The sequence below is a fragment of the Stenotrophomonas sp. YJH_SMC_105-26 genome, from assembly GCF_059368915.1.
In genome coordinates this window covers 1,134,686-1,150,739 of record NZ_JCAFSD010000001.1, presented here as the reverse complement: position 1 = coordinate 1,150,739, position 16,054 = coordinate 1,134,686, and the positions used below count along the sequence as shown (strand labels likewise).

The 16,054-nt window shown below is 67.0% G+C and carries 10 protein-coding genes; 6 read left to right on the top strand and 4 right to left on the bottom strand.

Going from position 1 to position 16,054, the window contains the following annotated elements; translation table 11 throughout:
- Nucleotides 1–102: 102 nt before the first annotated feature.
- From AC5P7F_RS05225 to AC5P7F_RS05215, 3 genes are all read right to left on the bottom strand, one after another.
- A complete protein-coding gene (locus tag AC5P7F_RS05225) occupies nt 103–2,460 on the bottom strand; it encodes a family 20 glycosylhydrolase (protein WP_164077485.1) in 2,358 nt (785 codons plus the stop codon).
- A gap of 111 nt (nt 2,461–2,571) precedes the next feature.
- Nucleotides 2,572–5,235, bottom strand: coding sequence for a TonB-dependent receptor (locus AC5P7F_RS05220; RefSeq protein ID WP_075076091.1), 2,664 nt, complete (start codon nt 5,233–5,235; stop codon nt 2,572–2,574).
- A gap of 143 nt (nt 5,236–5,378) precedes the next feature.
- Nucleotides 5,379–6,398: a glucokinase family protein gene (locus AC5P7F_RS05215; protein ID WP_111205667.1), complete on the bottom strand. Its 1,020-nt coding sequence runs from the start codon at nt 6,396–6,398 to the stop codon at nt 5,379–5,381.
- Nucleotides 6,399–6,773: 375 nt separating this feature from the next.
- Between AC5P7F_RS05215 and AC5P7F_RS05210 the strand changes: the two genes are divergently transcribed.
- From AC5P7F_RS05210 to AC5P7F_RS05185, 6 genes are all read left to right on the top strand, one after another.
- The gene (locus AC5P7F_RS05210) at nt 6,774–8,063 is read left to right on the top strand and encodes a sugar MFS transporter (protein ID WP_481462493.1); all 1,290 of its coding nucleotides are present in this window, start codon (nt 6,774–6,776) and stop codon (nt 8,061–8,063) included.
- Between the two features lie 39 nt (nt 8,064–8,102).
- The gene (locus AC5P7F_RS05205) at nt 8,103–9,170 is read left to right on the top strand and encodes a LacI family DNA-binding transcriptional regulator (RefSeq protein WP_005411045.1); all 1,068 of its coding nucleotides are present in this window, start codon (nt 8,103–8,105) and stop codon (nt 9,168–9,170) included.
- Nucleotides 9,171–9,177: 7 nt separating this feature from the next.
- The gene (locus tag AC5P7F_RS05200) at nt 9,178–10,206 is read left to right on the top strand and encodes an SIS domain-containing protein (protein WP_014648419.1); all 1,029 of its coding nucleotides are present in this window, start codon (nt 9,178–9,180) and stop codon (nt 10,204–10,206) included.
- Nucleotides 10,206–11,354: an N-acetylglucosamine-6-phosphate deacetylase gene (gene nagA / locus AC5P7F_RS05195; protein WP_197641363.1), complete on the top strand. Its 1,149-nt coding sequence runs from the start codon at nt 10,206–10,208 to the stop codon at nt 11,352–11,354. Before AC5P7F_RS05200 ends, nagA begins: the two co-directional genes overlap by 1 nt.
- Nucleotides 11,354–12,421 (top strand): acyltransferase family protein, encoded by a 1,068-nt coding sequence (locus AC5P7F_RS05190; RefSeq protein ID WP_164077486.1) that lies wholly within the window; start codon nt 11,354–11,356, stop codon nt 12,419–12,421. Before nagA ends, AC5P7F_RS05190 begins: the two co-directional genes overlap by 1 nt.
- Before the next feature lie 257 nt (nt 12,422–12,678).
- Nucleotides 12,679–15,705, top strand: coding sequence for an autotransporter outer membrane beta-barrel domain-containing protein (locus AC5P7F_RS05185; RefSeq protein WP_164077487.1), 3,027 nt, complete (start codon nt 12,679–12,681; stop codon nt 15,703–15,705).
- Here the strand turns inward: AC5P7F_RS05185 and AC5P7F_RS05180 are convergent.
- Nucleotides 15,624–16,046: a hypothetical protein gene (locus AC5P7F_RS05180; RefSeq protein ID WP_197574727.1), complete on the bottom strand. Its 423-nt coding sequence runs from the start codon at nt 16,044–16,046 to the stop codon at nt 15,624–15,626. The genes AC5P7F_RS05185 and AC5P7F_RS05180 overlap by 82 nt on opposite strands.
- Nucleotides 16,047–16,054: the final 8 nt, after the last annotated feature.

Below are 16,054 nucleotides of genomic sequence, written 5' to 3'. Positions count from 1 at the left end.
GAGCCCATGCTCGGCTTCCTCCCAAAGGCAGTCGAGCATGGGCTCGGCTCTACAGTAGATCCACGCCATGCGTGGATCGATTGCGCCAGGACAGGCTTGGGGTCACTTCCCCAGCGTGACCTCATCCAGCACCCACATCGCCGGGCGCGTGTCGCCGGTGAAGTTGATGCACAGGTCACCGGTGCCCTGGGAACCCTTCGGCAGCGTCGCACGCAGCGTCACGAAGCCATCGGCATCCGGCGTGGCCGGCAGCGGCACTTCGGCCAGCACCTTGCCGCTGCAGTCGCCGCGACGCACCAGCATCTCGCCATGCGCACGCTTGGCCTTCTCGAAGCGACGCTTGGGCTCGTCGTGGGCCAGCTGGAAGTAGTACGGAATACGCCCCGCGCGGACTTCCACGCTGCCGATGCCGTCCAGCTGTGCCTGTGGCCAGCGCCAGCATGGCTGGAAGATGTCCACGTTGAACACTGCGCGGTTTCCCTCGCGCGGGCCATCGTCTTCCAGGCGCAGCACCAGCCCCTTCTTGCCTACGCAGCTGAGCAGTTCGTCACTGCGGCGGCTGAGCAGCGATTGCGCACTGAAGTCCGCGACCGTCGGCTTCGCCGCCAGCATCTGGCCCTGGTAGAACGCGGCGGCCTGCACCGTGGTCGGCAGCGTACTGGTCAGCGGCTGCTGGTACAGCGGCGACTGCGCCGTCACCGGCTGGCCATCGGTGCTGTAGCGCACCTCATAGCCCAGCGGGTTGGCCAGCGACACGGTCACCGTGTTGGCGGCGCGGTTGTCGGTGTAGTCCACGCCCACTTCGAACGGGGTCTGCGCGTAGGCCAGGCCCCAGGCGCGGTAGCGTTGCAGCTGCGCGGGCAGGCGCGCGAGGAAATCGCGGAAGTCGCGATGCTCCGGCCTGCTCCAGCCGGTCTCGGCCACCGCGGCCAGGCGCGGGAACAGGTTGTGCTGCAGGCGCGCATAGGTGCGCGTGTGTTCGGTGAACATGTTGGCCTGCAGGCCGAGGATGTGCCCGCGCTTGTCAGCGGCCAGCTCGGCCGGCACGGGCTCGAAGTTGTACAGCTTGCCGAGGTTGACCTGGGCCGGGCGGCCCGGCGGTTCGTTCGGCGAGGCCGTCTGCAGGTAATCCAGATAGAGGTAGCCCACCGGCGACATGACCACGTCATGGCCAGCACTGGCCGCGGCCAGGCCACCTTCGGTGCCCTGCCAGGACATCACCGTGGCCTGCGGCGGCAGCCCGCCTTCAAGGATTTCATCCCAGCCGATCAGGCGCCGGTCGTGCTCCTCCAGGAAGGTCTCCAGGCGCTTGATGATGTGGCTCTGCATGGCCATTTCATCCTTGATGCCCAGCGCACGCATGCGCTGCTGGACCTGCCTGGAGGCTTCCCACTGGTCCTTGACCGCCTCGTCGCCGCCGACGTGCACGTACTTGGCCGGGAACAGTTCGATCACTTCCTCCAGTACGTTCTGGAGGAAGGTGACAGTACTGTCTTCCACGTTGAACAGGTTCGGGAACACGCCCCATTCGCTGATCGGCTTCAGCGGGGTATTGATCGAACCCAGTTCCGGGTATGCGGCAATCGCTGCGGTCGCGTGCCCCGGCACATCGATCTCCGGAATCACCTGGATATGCAGCTTCGCGGCATAGGCAATCACTTCGCGGATCTGGTCCTGCGTGTAGAAGCCGCAATACGGATGCTCCTTGCCAGTGACCGGATCGATGCCACCGTCGCCGGCCGGCAGGCGGCAGCTGCCCACTCCGGTCAGCTTCGGATAGCGTTTGATCTCCATGCGCCAACCCTGGTCATCGGTCAGGTGCCAATGGAAGGTGTTGAGCTTGTGCGCGGCCATTGCGTCGAGCACGCGCTTGATCTCGTCCAGGCTCTGGAAATGCCGCGCCGAATCGAGCATGAAACCGCGCCAGCTGAAGCGTGGCGCGTCCTGGATCTGCACCGCTGGCAGCACGCCGTTGCTGCCGCCGGTGGCGAGCTGGGCGAGGGTGGTTGCGCCATAGAACAGGCCGGTTTCGTTACCGGCCTGTACCACTACGCCCTGTGCGGTGCTTTCCAGCGTGTAGCCCTCGCCGCTGTCGCGGAAGGTGGGCACGATCTGGAAGCGGATGCCACCGGTCCTGGCCGCCGCCTTGCCCTTGGCCAGCCCCAGGCGCGGGCCGCCACTGCGCGCCAGCAGGTCGGCGAACTGGCTGGCGACGCGCTGTGCGGCCTCGCCTTCGGCCTGCAGCACGGTATCGGCGCGCACGGTGATGCCGCTGCCCTGGCCAGGCTGCACATTGCTGGGGGCGGGAATCAGCATCAGGCTGCCGGCACGCAGCTGCGGGCCGGGTGCCTCAGCGGCCGGCATGGGGTCGGCGGCAAGTGCCGGCAGTGCCGGCAACAGGGCGAGCAGGCTGCCCAGCAGCACTGCGCTGCGCATCCGGGCGCGGGAAGGCTTGACCATCGGTACGACTCCTTGGAACGGTGCGATGAACGCTATACATGAAAAACGCCGGGCCCGGAATGACCCAGGCCCGGCGTGCGTGCACGACTCGGCGATGTTGCCGCCGCTGGATCAGTACTTGAAGCGGAAGTTGAGGTAGTACTGGCGACCGTTGCTGTAGAACGAGGTCGGGATGGCCGCGGTCTGGTAGTACTTGTAGGTCGGGTTGTTGAGGTTCAGGCCATCCAGGGTGATGCTCAGCCAGTCGGTGGCCTTGTAGCTCAGCGACGCCGACAGCGTGCCGAAGTCATCCTGGTAGTACGGATTGGTGCCCGACAGGCTGATCAGGAACGAGGAACGGCGGGTATAGCTGACGCGGGCGCCAAAGCGCTCGTTCTCGAAGTAGGCACCCACGTTGTAGGTGTTCTTCGAGGTGCCCAGCAGGTTGTGCGAGCCGTCCGACCAGGTGTGCGAGGTGGTGCCGTTGGCGTAGGTGTAATTGGCATTGACGCCGAAGTACTCGCCGATCGGCTGTTCGTAGGCCACTTCCACGCCGGTGACCTTGCCGTCGGCATTGATCGGGGTGGAGATCTGGTAGGTCTCAAGCTGGTTGGTCAGTTCGCTGTACAGCTGGCGCGAGACCACGTCGAAGGCGATGTAGTCCTTCAGGTCCATGTGGTACGCGCCCACCGACAGCAGGCCGCGCGGCATGAAGTACCACTCCAGGTTGGCGTCCAGGTTGGTCGACAGGGTCGGCTTGAGGTTCGGATTGCCACCGCCGCCGGTGCGGTTCAGGTCCGAACCGTACGAGGAGGCACCCAGTGCCGAGTAGTCCGGCAGGGTCTGGGTCTGCGAGGCGGCGACGCGCAGCACCAGCGAGTCGTCCAGGTCGAACTTGATGTTGGCGCTGGGCAATACGCGGTTGCGCTTGTTCTGGAAGGCCAGGCGCTCCCACATGCCGAACAGGCTGCTGACATCGGCATCGGCGGCCTTGCTGACGGCGTTGTAGGTGTCGATGTCCTGCTTGATGTTGACGTAGCGCAGGCCGACGTTGCCGCTCCACCAGTCGCCGCGGAAGTTGGCCTGCACGTAGCCGGCGAAGTTCTTTTCCTTCACCTTCCACTCGGCGCCATAGTTGTGGCGACCGGTCGGGCCATCATTGCCGGCCAGCCAGGTGGAGTTGTTGGTCACCGCGTCCTTCAGCGCGCCCGGGGTGAAGTACCAGAGGTTGCGCGGGAAGGTGCCGCCGATGTCACCGGCAAAGCCGCTGGGATAGTTGGCCGTCGCACCGTTCTTCAGCGCGCTCCAGATGTCACCCGGGGTTGCACCTTCCGGCGACAGCGCTTCGCGCTTGTGGTCGGCGAAACGCAGGCCGAAGTCGATCGAGCTCAGCACGCCGCCATCGTTGAAGTACTGGTTGAAATCGAGCGTGGCCCACTTCTCCTTGTCTTCAGCGGTGACCTGCTGGTTGCCCCAGGTGCCGAAGCTGGTCACGCCGTTGGGCGAGATGTCGCCGCCGACGTTCCAGTCGATCGGCGAGCCATTGCCGTGGGTAGCCCAGCTGGCGCCGCCGCCGTTGGCCAGGGTGACCTCGGCGATGTACTGGCGCGGCGTCTCGCCGGTACCCTTGGTGCTGCCGGCCTGGAACTTGGCGGTCAGGCTGTCGCTTATCTGCCAGTCGGCATCGAAGGTGACATAGCTCGACTTGGCCTTCGACTCGCGGTAGATCATGTCGTACACCGCATAGTCGGTGCCGGGCACGCCCTTGTAGTTGGCGTTGGTCAGCACGCCGTCCTTGACCACATAGCCCGGATCCGGCGCCTGCGACTTGGCGAAGCTGTTGCCGAACATCATGAAGTTGCGGTTGTAGTTGTTCGCCTTCAGCTCGGAGCTGAAACCATTGAGGCCGAGGGTGAGGCTGTCGCTCGGCTTGAACTGCAGCGAGACCAGGCCGCCCTTGCGCTCGCGGGTCTGTTCGAAAAGGGTCGAACCCAGCAGGCCCGGAACGTTGACGCCGATCAGGTCCGGATTGGTCTTGGCGACCGGATCGTTTGCGCCGATCTTGAAGAAGCCACCCGGGATTTCCTGCGCTTCACGGCGCAGTTCGCGCTTCTGGCTGAAGCCCTGCACCATCACGCCGAAGGTGCCTTCGTCGTTCTTGTAGTTGAACAGCGCCGAATATTGCGGGTCGTTCGACTTGGCCTGGTCCGAGCGCACCAGGCCGATCGAGCCTTCCGCGGTGAACGGCTTGGAGAATTCCAGTGGCTTGCGGGTGATGATGTTGACGGTACCGGTGGTGCCGCCGTCCTGCAGCTTGGCCTGCGAGGACTTGTTCACTTCCACCGAGCTGACCAGTTCGGACGGCAGCAGCGAGTAGCTGACGCTGCGGCCGACGTTGTTGCCCTGGCTGAGCACGAACCAGTCGGCCGAACCGACGGTGTGGCCGTTGATCAGGGTCTGGGTCAGGCTCGGGCTGGTGCCGCGCAGGCTGACACGGTCGGCTTCGTCGAAACCGCCTTCATCGGCGCTGGACGAGCTGATGTTGACGCCCGGCAGGCGCTGCAGGGTGTCGGCGACGTTGTGCGCCGGCAGCTTGCCCACGTCCTCGGCGGTGACCACTTCCACGCGCGCATTGGCTTCGCGCTTGGTGTCCAGCGATTTTTCCATCGAACCACGGATGCCGGTAACGGTCACGGTGTCCAGGTCGGTGGCGGTCGGGGCAGCCTGCTGCGCGTGCGCACTGAAGGCGATGCAGCTGACGATGGCGGCCGAAAGCAGGGTCTTGCGGGTATTCATGATGTCTCTCCTCATCACTCGATTGGATGCCGGCGGCGGTGTTCGATAACGGTTGCGATGACATGCGCGGGGCGGCGGCGAAGTCCCGTGCGTTGGCGTGCCACGTACTGCGTGCTGCGATTGCGTTGAAGCCTGTTGCGGTGTCAGGCGGCCGACTGCTGCTGCAGGTACCAGCTGGCAGCGCCGACCACGCCCAGCTGGCCGTGTTCGACGACCTTCACCGGGATGCGTGCCAGTGCTTCGCCCATCGGCCCCTTCTGCAGGTAGCGTTCGACGAAGGTGCTGGCGTGCAGGTATTCGCGGATCTGCGGCAGGATGCCGCCGGCCAGGTAGACGCCACCGTGGGCACCATAGAACAGGGCCATGTCGCCGATGGTGCTGCCGAGCAGGCCGCAGAACACATCCAGCGCCTGGCGCGCGTGCGCATCGGTATCGGCCATGGCGGCGGCGGTGACCGCATCGGGGCTGGCCAGCGTCGGTGCCTGCCCCTGCAGCGCGCACACCGCGCGGTACAGGTTCATCAGGCCCGGGCCGGAGATCGCATGCTCGATCGACACGTGCGCGCGGTCGCGCTGCATGTGGCGGACGATGGCCATTTCCAGTTCGGTGCTGGCGGCCAGGGTCGGCTGGCCGGCTTCCGTCGGCAGCACCACCGGGCCGTGCGCAGTGGGGATCCACAGCGCGGCGCCGAGGCCGGTGCCGGGACCGACCACCAGAGTCGGGCCACGCGTGCCGGTGTCCGGCCCGCACAGGTGCAGCACGCCGCTGGCGTCCACCTGCGCAGCGGCATAGGCCACCGCTTCGAAGTCGTTGACGATGTAGACCCGCTGCAGGCCGACATCGGCCTCCACCTGGCGTGCCGACAGCGGCCACGGCAGGTTGGCGGTGATCACCGTGCCGTCCTCGCGGGCGTAGCCGGCGCTGGCGACCACACAATGCGTGGGCCGCGGGCCTTCGCCGAGGAAGTCGGACAGGATCGCGCTGAGGCCGGCATGGTCGGCGTTGCGGTACTTGCGGTATTCCAGCACCTGCACCGGATGGGCGGTGTCACCGCTGGCCTGGACCCGGGCCACGCGCACATGGGTGCCACCGACGTCCGCGGCCAGGAACGAGGGCGCGACGCGGGACAGGACATGCGACGGGGCGGGGTGGCTGGCGGTCACGCGGGCTCCTGCTGCAGGTGGGGCTGGCCCCGGGATCGGGGGCAGCGATTGGGGCGGAGTCTGTAACCGCGCTGACAACGATGTCAACGAGTTCGTGACACTTTCGTTGCTGCGCCGCAACGAATGCGACAGGCAGTAAACGTTTACATGGCGTGAGTGCGGGTTTCACGTGGGAACCGTTGCTGCATGGGGCTCTAGGCCTGGCGCGCATTCAGCGCGGAGCACCGCAATCGACTTGCGCAGTGCAGCACGAGGTTGAAGGGGCGTGCATGGAAGTTGACAAACCGCCGTTGTCCACCGAAAGAATGTGACAACGTTGTTCCCAGCCACTCTCCGACGCCGCGTTCTGCGGCTGTCGCCGCAGGAGCCCTCCTGATGTCCGCCGTCCCCGCTGCAAGCGCGCGCCCGAACGTGGCCACCTCCATCGCCATCGTCGGCGTGTTGTTCTTCCTGATCGGCTTCTTCACCTGGCTCAACGGCCCGTTGATCACCTTCGTCAAGCTCGCCTTCGAGCTCAGCGAGGTCGGCGCCTTCCTGGTGCTGATGGTGTTCTACCTGTCCTACTTCTTCCTGGCGCTGCCCTCGTCGTGGATCCTGCGCCGTACCGGCATGAAGAAGGGCCTGAGCCTGAGCCTGCTGGTGATGGCCGGTGGCGCGGCACTGTTCGGCGAATTCGCCACCCAGCGCTGGTACCCCGGCGCACTGGGCGGCCTGTTCGTGATCGGCAGCGGCCTGGCCCTGCTGCAGACGGCCATCAACCCGTACATCTCGATCCTTGGGCCGATCGAAACGGCGGCGCGGCGCATCGCGTTGATGGGCATCTGCAACAAGATCGCCGGCATCCTGGCGCCGATCCTGATCGGCACGGTGGTGCTGCATGGCATTGGCGATCTGGACGTGCAGGTGCAGGCGGCCGATGCCGCGACCAAAGCCGTGCTGCTGAACCAGTTCGCCGCCAAGATCCATGCCCCGTACCTGGCCATGGCGGCGCTGCTGGTGGTGTTGGCGGTGGCGATCCTGTTCTCGCCGCTGCCGGAAATCAAATCGTCCGAAGCCAACGCTACGCCGGTGGCCGCCGGTGCGGTCGAGCGCCGCAGCATCTTCCAGTTCCCGCACCTGTGGCTGGGCGTGCTGTGCCTGTTCGTGTACGTGGGCGTGGAAGTGATGGCCGGTGATGCCATCGGCACCTACGGCCATGGCTTCAACCTGCCGCTGGACGAGACCAAGATGTTCACCGCCTTCACCCTGGGCGCGATGCTGGTCGGTTACGTGGTCGGCCTGCTGGTGATTCCGCGGGTGGTGTCGCAGTCGCGCTACCTGACCATTTCGGCGGTGCTGGGCGTGGTGTTCTGCCTGGGCGCGTGGGCAACGCACGGCTATGTGTCGGTGGCCTTCGTGGCCCTGCTGGGCTTTGCCAACGCCATGATGTGGCCGGCCATCTTCCCGCTGGCCATCCGCGGCCTGGGGCGCTTCACCGAAACCAGTTCGGCCCTGCTGGTGATGGGCATCGCCGGTGGCGCGATCATTCCGCAGCTGTTCGCCCTGCTCAAGCAGCACATCGATTTCCAGCTGACCTTCGTGCTGCTGATGGTGCCCTGCTACCTGTACATCCTGTTCTATTCGGTGGTGGGCCACCGCGTGGGCCTGCCGCAGGACCGGAGCTGATCGGCGATGATGGACGGCAGCCAACCCCAGGAAAAACCGATGCGCAGAGCGACCATCAAGGACGTTGCCGAAAAGGCCAAGGTCTCGCTGAAGACGGTATCGCGGGTGATCAACAACGAGCCCTCGGTGATGCAGGCCACCCGCGCGCGGGTGCTGCGTGCCATCGCCGAGCTGGACTACGAGCCCGATCCGTCCGCGCGCAACCTGCGCAGCGGCACCACCTTCGTGATCGGGCTGGTCTACGACAACCCGAACCCGTACCACATCATCGGCGTGCAGAACGGCGTGCTCGCCGCCTGCCGCGAGACCGGGTTCGGCCTGCAGATCCATCCCTGCGATTCCAGTTCGCCGCTGCTGGCCGATGAACTGGCTGACTGGGTGCAGCGTTCGCGCCTGGCCGGGCTGGTGCTGACCGCACCGATGTCCGAGCGCCGCGACCTGATCCAGGCGCTGACCGCGCGTGGCATCAAGCTGGTGCGCATCATTGCGGCCACCGAAGATCCGGCCGACGGTGCCTGCGTGTTCGTCGACGACCGCGAGGCCGCCTACGAGATCACCGAACACCTGATCCAGCTGGGGCACCAGCGCATCGGCTTCCTCTGGGGCGGCAGCTCGCACCGCTCCTCGGGCGAACGCTATGCCGGTTATGAGGCCGCGTTGAAGGACTACGGCATGACCGTGGACAAGCACCTGGTGGTGCAGGGCGACTACACCTTCGACGACGGTTTCCGTGGCGCGCGCCGCCTGCTGGCGCTGCGCGAACCGCCTACCGCCATCTTCGGTTCCAACGACGAAATCGCTGCCGGCGTGCTGGCCGCCGCCAAGTCGGCCGGCATGAACGTGCCCTACGACCTGTCCATTGCCGGTTTCGAGGACAGCCCGTTCTCGCGCCAGTCGTGGCCGCCGCTGACCACCGCCAAGCAGGCCACCGAAGACATCGCCCGCCATGCCGCGCGCCTGCTGATCGCGCAGCTGCGCAGCGACGCCTACGACGATGCGCCGGCACCGCTGCACAACCAGGGCTTCGTGCCGCAGCTGGTGGTGCGCGGTTCGACCGCGCCGATGCGCCCGGCCGGCGCACGCCCCCTTCCTTCCGATCCTGCCTGAGCCTGCCATGTCGCTGTCAGACCCCACCGCTACCCTGATGTTCGCCGAGGCCGCTGAAGCGGCCGACGTGGTCGCGCGCCAGTTCTCGCGCAACCACGCCACCCTGGAAACCCTGGCCGCCAGCCTGCGTGCCGCGCCGCCGCCGTTCGTGGTTACCTGTGCACGCGGCAGCTCCGACCATGCCGCCACCTATGGCAAGTACCTGCTGGAAACCCAGCTGGGGCTGGTGGTCGCGTCGGCCTCGCCATCAGTGGGCTCGGTCTACGCCGCACCATTGCAGCTGCGCGGCGCACTGTTCATCGTCATCTCGCAGTCGGGCAAGAGCCCGGACCTGCTGCGCAACGCCGAGGCGGCCAAGGCCGCCGGCGCGCGCGTGATCGCGCTGGTCAACGTCGAGGATTCACCGCTGGCGCAGTTGGCCGACACGGTCATCCCGCTGCATGCCGGCCCCGAGAAGAGCGTTGCCGCGACCAAGAGCTACCTGGCCTCGCTGGCCGCATTGCTGCAGCTGGCCGCGTACTGGAAGCAGGACAGCAGCCTGCGTGCGGCGCTGGACCTGCTGCCGGACGCGATGCGTGAAGCCTGGCAGTGCGACTGGAGCGCGGTGACCGAGGGCCTGGTCGAGGCCACCAACCTGTTCGTGCTCGGCCGCGGCCTGGGCCTGGGTGCGGCGCAGGAAGCGGCGCTGAAGTTCAAGGAAACCTGCAGCCTGCACGCCGAAGCCTACAGCTCGGCCGAGGTCAAGCACGGCCCGATGGCGCTGGTCGGCCGTGGCTTCCCGGTGCTGGCCTTCGCCCAGCCGGACGAGACCGGCGCCGGTACCCGTGCGGTGGTCGATGAATTCACCGCACGTGGTGCGCAGGTGTGGATGGCCGGTGCCGGCGGCAACCTGCCGGTGGCCGCCGCGCCGCATCCGCTGTGCGCACCGCTATTGACCGTGCAGAGCTTCTATCGCGCCATCAATGCGCTGGCGCTGCGCCGTGGCTTCAACCCGGACCTGCCGCCGCATCTGAACAAGGTTACGGAGACGGTGTGATGGCGACGGTGCTGCGCAATGCCCGCATCCTGGCCGGCGATGAGTTCCGCGACGACCTGGCGGTGGTGATCGAGGACGGTCGCATCAGCGCGCTGCTGCCCGATGCCGCGCCGCAGCTGGGCCACGCGGCCGAGCAGGTGGACCTGGGGGGCGGCTGGCTGCTGCCCGGCTTCATCGATGTGCAGGTCAATGGCGGCGGCGGCGCGCTGTTCAACAACACGCCGGACGTGGTGGCACTGCGCACCATCGCGCAGGCGCACCGCCGCTTCGGTACCACCGCGATGCTGCCGACGCTGATCAGCGATGACGTGGCGGTGATGCGCGAAGCCATCGGTGCGATGCGCGAGGCCATCACGCAGGGCGTGCCGGGCGTGATCGGCATCCACCTGGAAGGCCCGTACATCGCGCCGGCACGCAAGGGTACGCACGATGCCAGCAAGTTCCGCGTGCCGGATGAAGAAGAGATCGCACTGGCCGCGTCGCTGGACAATGGCGTGACCCTGCTGACGCTGGCGCCGGAGCGCGTGCCGCTGGAGACCATCCGTGCGCTGGTCGAGCGTGGCGTGATCGTCGCTGCTGGGCACACTGCAGGCACCTACGAAGAGATCCGCGCCGGCCTGGATGCCGGCGTGCGCGGCTTCACCCATCTGTACAACGCGATGTCGCCGCTGCAAGGGCGTGAGCCCGGCGCGGTGGGCGCTGCGCTGGAAGACCGCGACAGCTGGATCGGCATCATCGTCGATGGCGTGCATGTGCACCCGGCCAGCCTGCGCGTGGCGTTGGCGGCCAAGCCGCGCGGTCGCCTGCTGCTGGTGACCGATGCGATGCCGCCGGTTGGAGCCGACGATCCCAGCTACGTGCTGTATGGCGAAACCATCACCGCCATCGATGGCGTGGTGCGCAATGCCGCCGGTTCGTTGGCCGGCTCGGCGCTGGACATGGCCACCGCCGTGCGCAATACCGTGCAGCTGCTCGGCCAACCGCTGGCCGAAGCGGCGCGCATGGCGTCGACCTATCCGGCGCAGTTCCTCAACGTCGACGACCGCCTTGGCCACATCGCCGAGGGCTACCAGGCCGACCTGGTGCTGCTGGATGACGCCCTGCAGGTGCGTGGTACCTGGATTGCCGGACAGTACGAGGCCGCCTGATGAACATTACGCCGCCACGCCGTCTGGGCTCGATCGATGCCCTGCGCGGCATCACCGTGGCGGCGATGCTGCTGGTCAACAATCCGGGCGACTGGAGTGCGGTGTTCGCGCCGCTGCGGCACTCGGAATGGCATGGCTGCACGCCCACCGACCTGGTGTTCCCGTTCTTCCTGTTCCTGGTGGGTGTGTCGATGGCCTTCAGCGTGGCACCGCGCGCGCTGGATGCCGCTGCACGGCCAGCATTGGCGCGCGGGGTGCTGGAGCGTGCACTGCGCATCCTGCTCGCCGGCGCGTTGCTGCACCTGTTGATCTGGTGGGCGCTGCATACCCATCACTTCCGCATCTGGGGCGTGCTGCAGCGGATTGCGGTATGCGCAGCGTTGGTGGGTGTTCTGGCGGTGTATGCGCGGCCGCGCGTGCAGGCTGGCGTGCTGGTCACGCTGCTGGTGGGCTACACCGTGCTGCTGCTGGGCATCGGTGATCTGGCGCCATGGACCAACCCGGCCAGCCGCCTGGACACCACGCTGTTCGCACCGTGGATCTACCAGTGGCACGCCGATACCGGACTGGGCCATGACCCGGAAGGATTGCTGAGCACGCTGGGTGCGCTGGCCAGTACCGTGCTCGGCCTGATTGCCGGTGGCCTGCTGCGCAACGGTCGTGCGGCGGCATTGGCTGGCCTGGGTGTGGCAACCGCCGTGCTGGGGCTGCTGCTGGCCACGGTGCTGCCGTTGAACAAGCAGCTGTGGACGCCCAGCTATGTGCTGTGGACCGGCGGCCTGGCCGCGCTGGCGCTGTGGCTGGGCCATGTGTTGATCGACCAGAAGCGATGGCCGCCGCTGGGCCGCCGTTTCGGGGTCAACGCAATTACCGCCTATCTTGGCGCATCGGTGATGTCGGTGGCGCTGATGGCGACCGGCGCGTGGGGCTGGATCTGGCAGCAACTGGCCGCCGCGATGCCGCACGCGCTCGAGCTGGCGTCGATGCTGCAGGCGCTGGCGTTCGTCGCGCTGTGGTGGGGCGTGGCGTGGTGGCTGGACCGGCGGAAGATCTATCTGAAGATCTGACGGCTCCGGGTCGGATCCCTTTCCGCAGGAAAGGGCTCTGACCCAACCCGGGAGGCCACCTCATCCAGGCATGGGCATGACCCCGCAAAGATGAACGATTTCAGGCACGTAGAGGTGGGGTGATGCCCGATCAGGTTCGCATCTGAACTGTGATGATCGGCACGCAAATTCACCTGCCGAAACCGTTCACCATGGCGCAGACTTCGCTCGCAGTACCGCATATCCGCAGTTCCTGATCCCCTGTCCAGGAGTGCTGTATGTCCCGTGCCGTCCCGCGCGCAGTGCGTATGCGCCGCTTCACTGTTCCCGTACTGCAGGCTTTGGCTGTTCCCTCCGTCATGCTGTTGACCGCCAGCGCCGCCTGGGCCGGCTGTGACAGCGTCGCCCCCGTCGCCGGCCAGACGGTCACCTGCGATGCCAATGCGCCGAACCCGCAGACCGTTCCCGTCACCGCCAATGGCGCCGCCGGTATCACCGTCACTGTCGCCAGCACGGCGCAGCTGCAGCAAAGCGGTGGCAGCAGCGCGATTTCGCTTGTCGGGGCCGGTGGGCACCTGTTGTCCAACCTGGGTACGATCAGTTCGGTGGGCGGCGTGGCGGTCCAGCTCGGTGGCGGCAGCCGCGTCGAGAACTCGGGCAGCATCAGCACCGGCAACAACACCGCCCTGCAGTTCGTCGGCGCGGGCGACAGCGTGCTGGTCAACCGCGGAACGATCAGCGGGCGCACCGGCGTGCAGTTCGGTGCCGGCAATGATCGCCTGGACATGCAGGCTGGCAGCATCAGCGGCAGTGTGCTGCAGGGCGATGGCAATGATGCGCTGCTGCTGGACAACGGTACGATCGACAGCGTCGACCAGGGCAGTGGCGATGACCAGATGACCGTCACCGGCGGCACCGTCACCGGCGTGGTGGCGCAGGGCAGTGGCCGCGATGATTTCGTCATGAGTGGCGGCACGGTCGGCGCGCTGCAGCAGGGCGACAACATCGATACCTTCCGCATGAGCGGTGGCCGCATCATCGGTGCGTTCGAGGATGGTGACCAGGCGTGGATGACCGCTGGCCGCATCGGCCGGGTCAACATGAAGCTGGACAAGAACCTGTGGGACCAGTCCGGCGGCACCGTGGACGGCAACGTGGTGACCGGCTTCGATACCGACACCATCATCATCTCGGGTACCGCCTACATCGGCGGCAACATCAGCGTCAGCGGCGGCAACGACAGCGTGACCATCACCGACGGCACCGTGCGCGGGCAGGTACTGCTCAGTACCGGCAACGACACCTTCAACTGGAATGGCGGCGGCATCGTCTACGGCGCGATCGACATGGGGCCGGACAGCGACGTCGCCAACCTCGGCAACCTCAACCAGGGCAACCTGGGGGCGGTGCCGCTGTTCGACGGTGGCGGTGGCATCGACCAGCTCAACTTCCACAACGTCAAGACTGCCGGCGTGGGCCGCTTCCAGAACTGGGAGGCGATCAGCCTGGCTAACAGCACCGAGCTGACCTTTGATGGCGACCTGGTGCTGGGCGACAGCGGAACCGGCACCGGCACGCTCACCGTGGACGACACCAGCACCGTCTACGCGGGCAGTGGCGGCCATGCAGTCCGTCCGTTCAACAGTGGTGCACTGGTGGAGATGGTCAATGCCGGGCGCATCGACCTGACCGGCACCGGCGCAGGCGACGTGTTCACCGTGCGTGGCAACTACCGTGGTGACGGCGGTGGCCTGTACCTGCGTACCGTGCTGGGTGCGGACAATTCCAGCAGCGACCGCCTGGTGATCGATGGCGGAACCGCCACCGGTACCACCGGCATCGGCGTGCTCAATGCCGGCGGCAGCGGCGCCGCCACGCTGGCCGATGGCATCCTGGTGGTGCAGGCCTTGAATGGTGGCCGCACTGCGCCGGGCGCGTTCTCGCTGTTCGCACCGGTTGCAGCCGGTGCCTACGAGTACTTCCTGTTCAAGGGTGGTGTCAGCGCCGGCACCAGCGAGAACTGGTACCTGCGATCGACGCTGGTGACCGGACCAACGCCGGCACCCAACGGAGGCGGCACTGCCACGCCACCGCCCCTGACGCCGCCGGTCGCACCGCCGCCGGCGATCACCCCGGCACCGCCGCCGCCGCCTGAAGGCGCTACCGATCCGAACCTGACCGCCGGCGAGGCCGCGCCGCCACCGCCGCCACCGGAACCGGCGCCGGTGGCGCCGCCCAGCGACCCGGCGGTGCCGGACGTGCCGGTGGCCGGCGGTGCGTTGCCCGGTACCGGCACCCCACCAACGCCGGGTGCACGCCCGGCCGAAGGCGCGGTGGTGCCGCTGTACCGCGTGGAGACCGCCGCCTACGCCGTGGTGCCACCGCTGCTGCGCGAGACCTCGCTGGCCAGCCTCGGTACCTTCCACGAGCGGCAGGGCGAACAGCGCCTGCTGTACAACCAGGGCATATTCCGCACCGCCTGGGGCCGGTTGGTGGGGCAGAGCAGCGAGATCCACTGGAAGGGTGATGCGCAGCCGGGCTTCGATGGCGATGTGATGGGCCTGCAGGCCGGTCTCGACGTGTGGGCTGCGGCGTCTGACAACCACCGCAACCAGATCGGCGTATTCGTTGGCCGCACCCGCGCGCAGGGCAAGACCACGGGTCTGGCACTGGGCTGGGAGAACGTGCAGGTAGGCCAGAACCGCCTGGATGACAAGCACGTGGGCCTGTACTGGACCTTCACCGACAGCAGTGGCGGCTACATCGACGCCGTGGCGATGCAGAGCCGCTACGACGGCCGCGTGCGTTCCTCGCGTGGGCTCGGCTTCGGCCTGAGCGGCGACGGTACCAGCGTGTCGGTGGAGGCGGGCAAGCCGCTGCTGCACTTCGGGCAGTCCGCATGGTGGCTGGAACCGCAGGTGCAGGTGATCTGGCAGCGCACTTCGCTGGATGACCGTCGCGATGAAGTATCGAGCGTGCGCTTCGACAACGACAACGCCTGGACCGGCCGCATCGGCCTGCGCTTGGCGGGCGATTACCAGTTGGCCGACAACGGCTGGCAGCCGTATTTCAAGCTCAATTACTGGCATGGCCGTTCTGGTGAAGACCGCATCCGTTTCGACGACGACGTGATCATCAATTCGCAGCGCTCACGCGCGCTGGAAGCCGGCGTGGGTGTGGTCGGGCGTTTCAACCGAACGATCAGCGCCTATGCCGTGGCCGACTACACGCGCGAACTGGGCGGCGACCGCAACGAGAAGCGCCGCATCATCGAAGGCAACATCGGCCTGCGCGCGGACTGGTAGCGCCCGGTGCAGATGTCCGACCCGCTCTGGTAGGTGCCGACCTTGGTCGGCACGAATCCCACCGGCGCCATGACGTTGCTCAGGTAGGTGCCGATCTTGGTCGGCACGAATCCCGCCGGCGCCATGACGCTGCTCTGGTAGGTGCCGACCTTGGTCGGCACGAATCCCACCGGCGCCATGACGCTGCTCTGGTAGGTGCCGACCTTGGTCGGCACGAATCCCACCGGCGCCATGACGTTGCTCAGGTAGGTGCCGACCTTGGTCGGCACGAATCCAACCGGCGCCATGACACTGCTCTGGTAGGTGCCGACCTTGGTCGGCACGAATCCCACCGGCGCCATGACCTCCG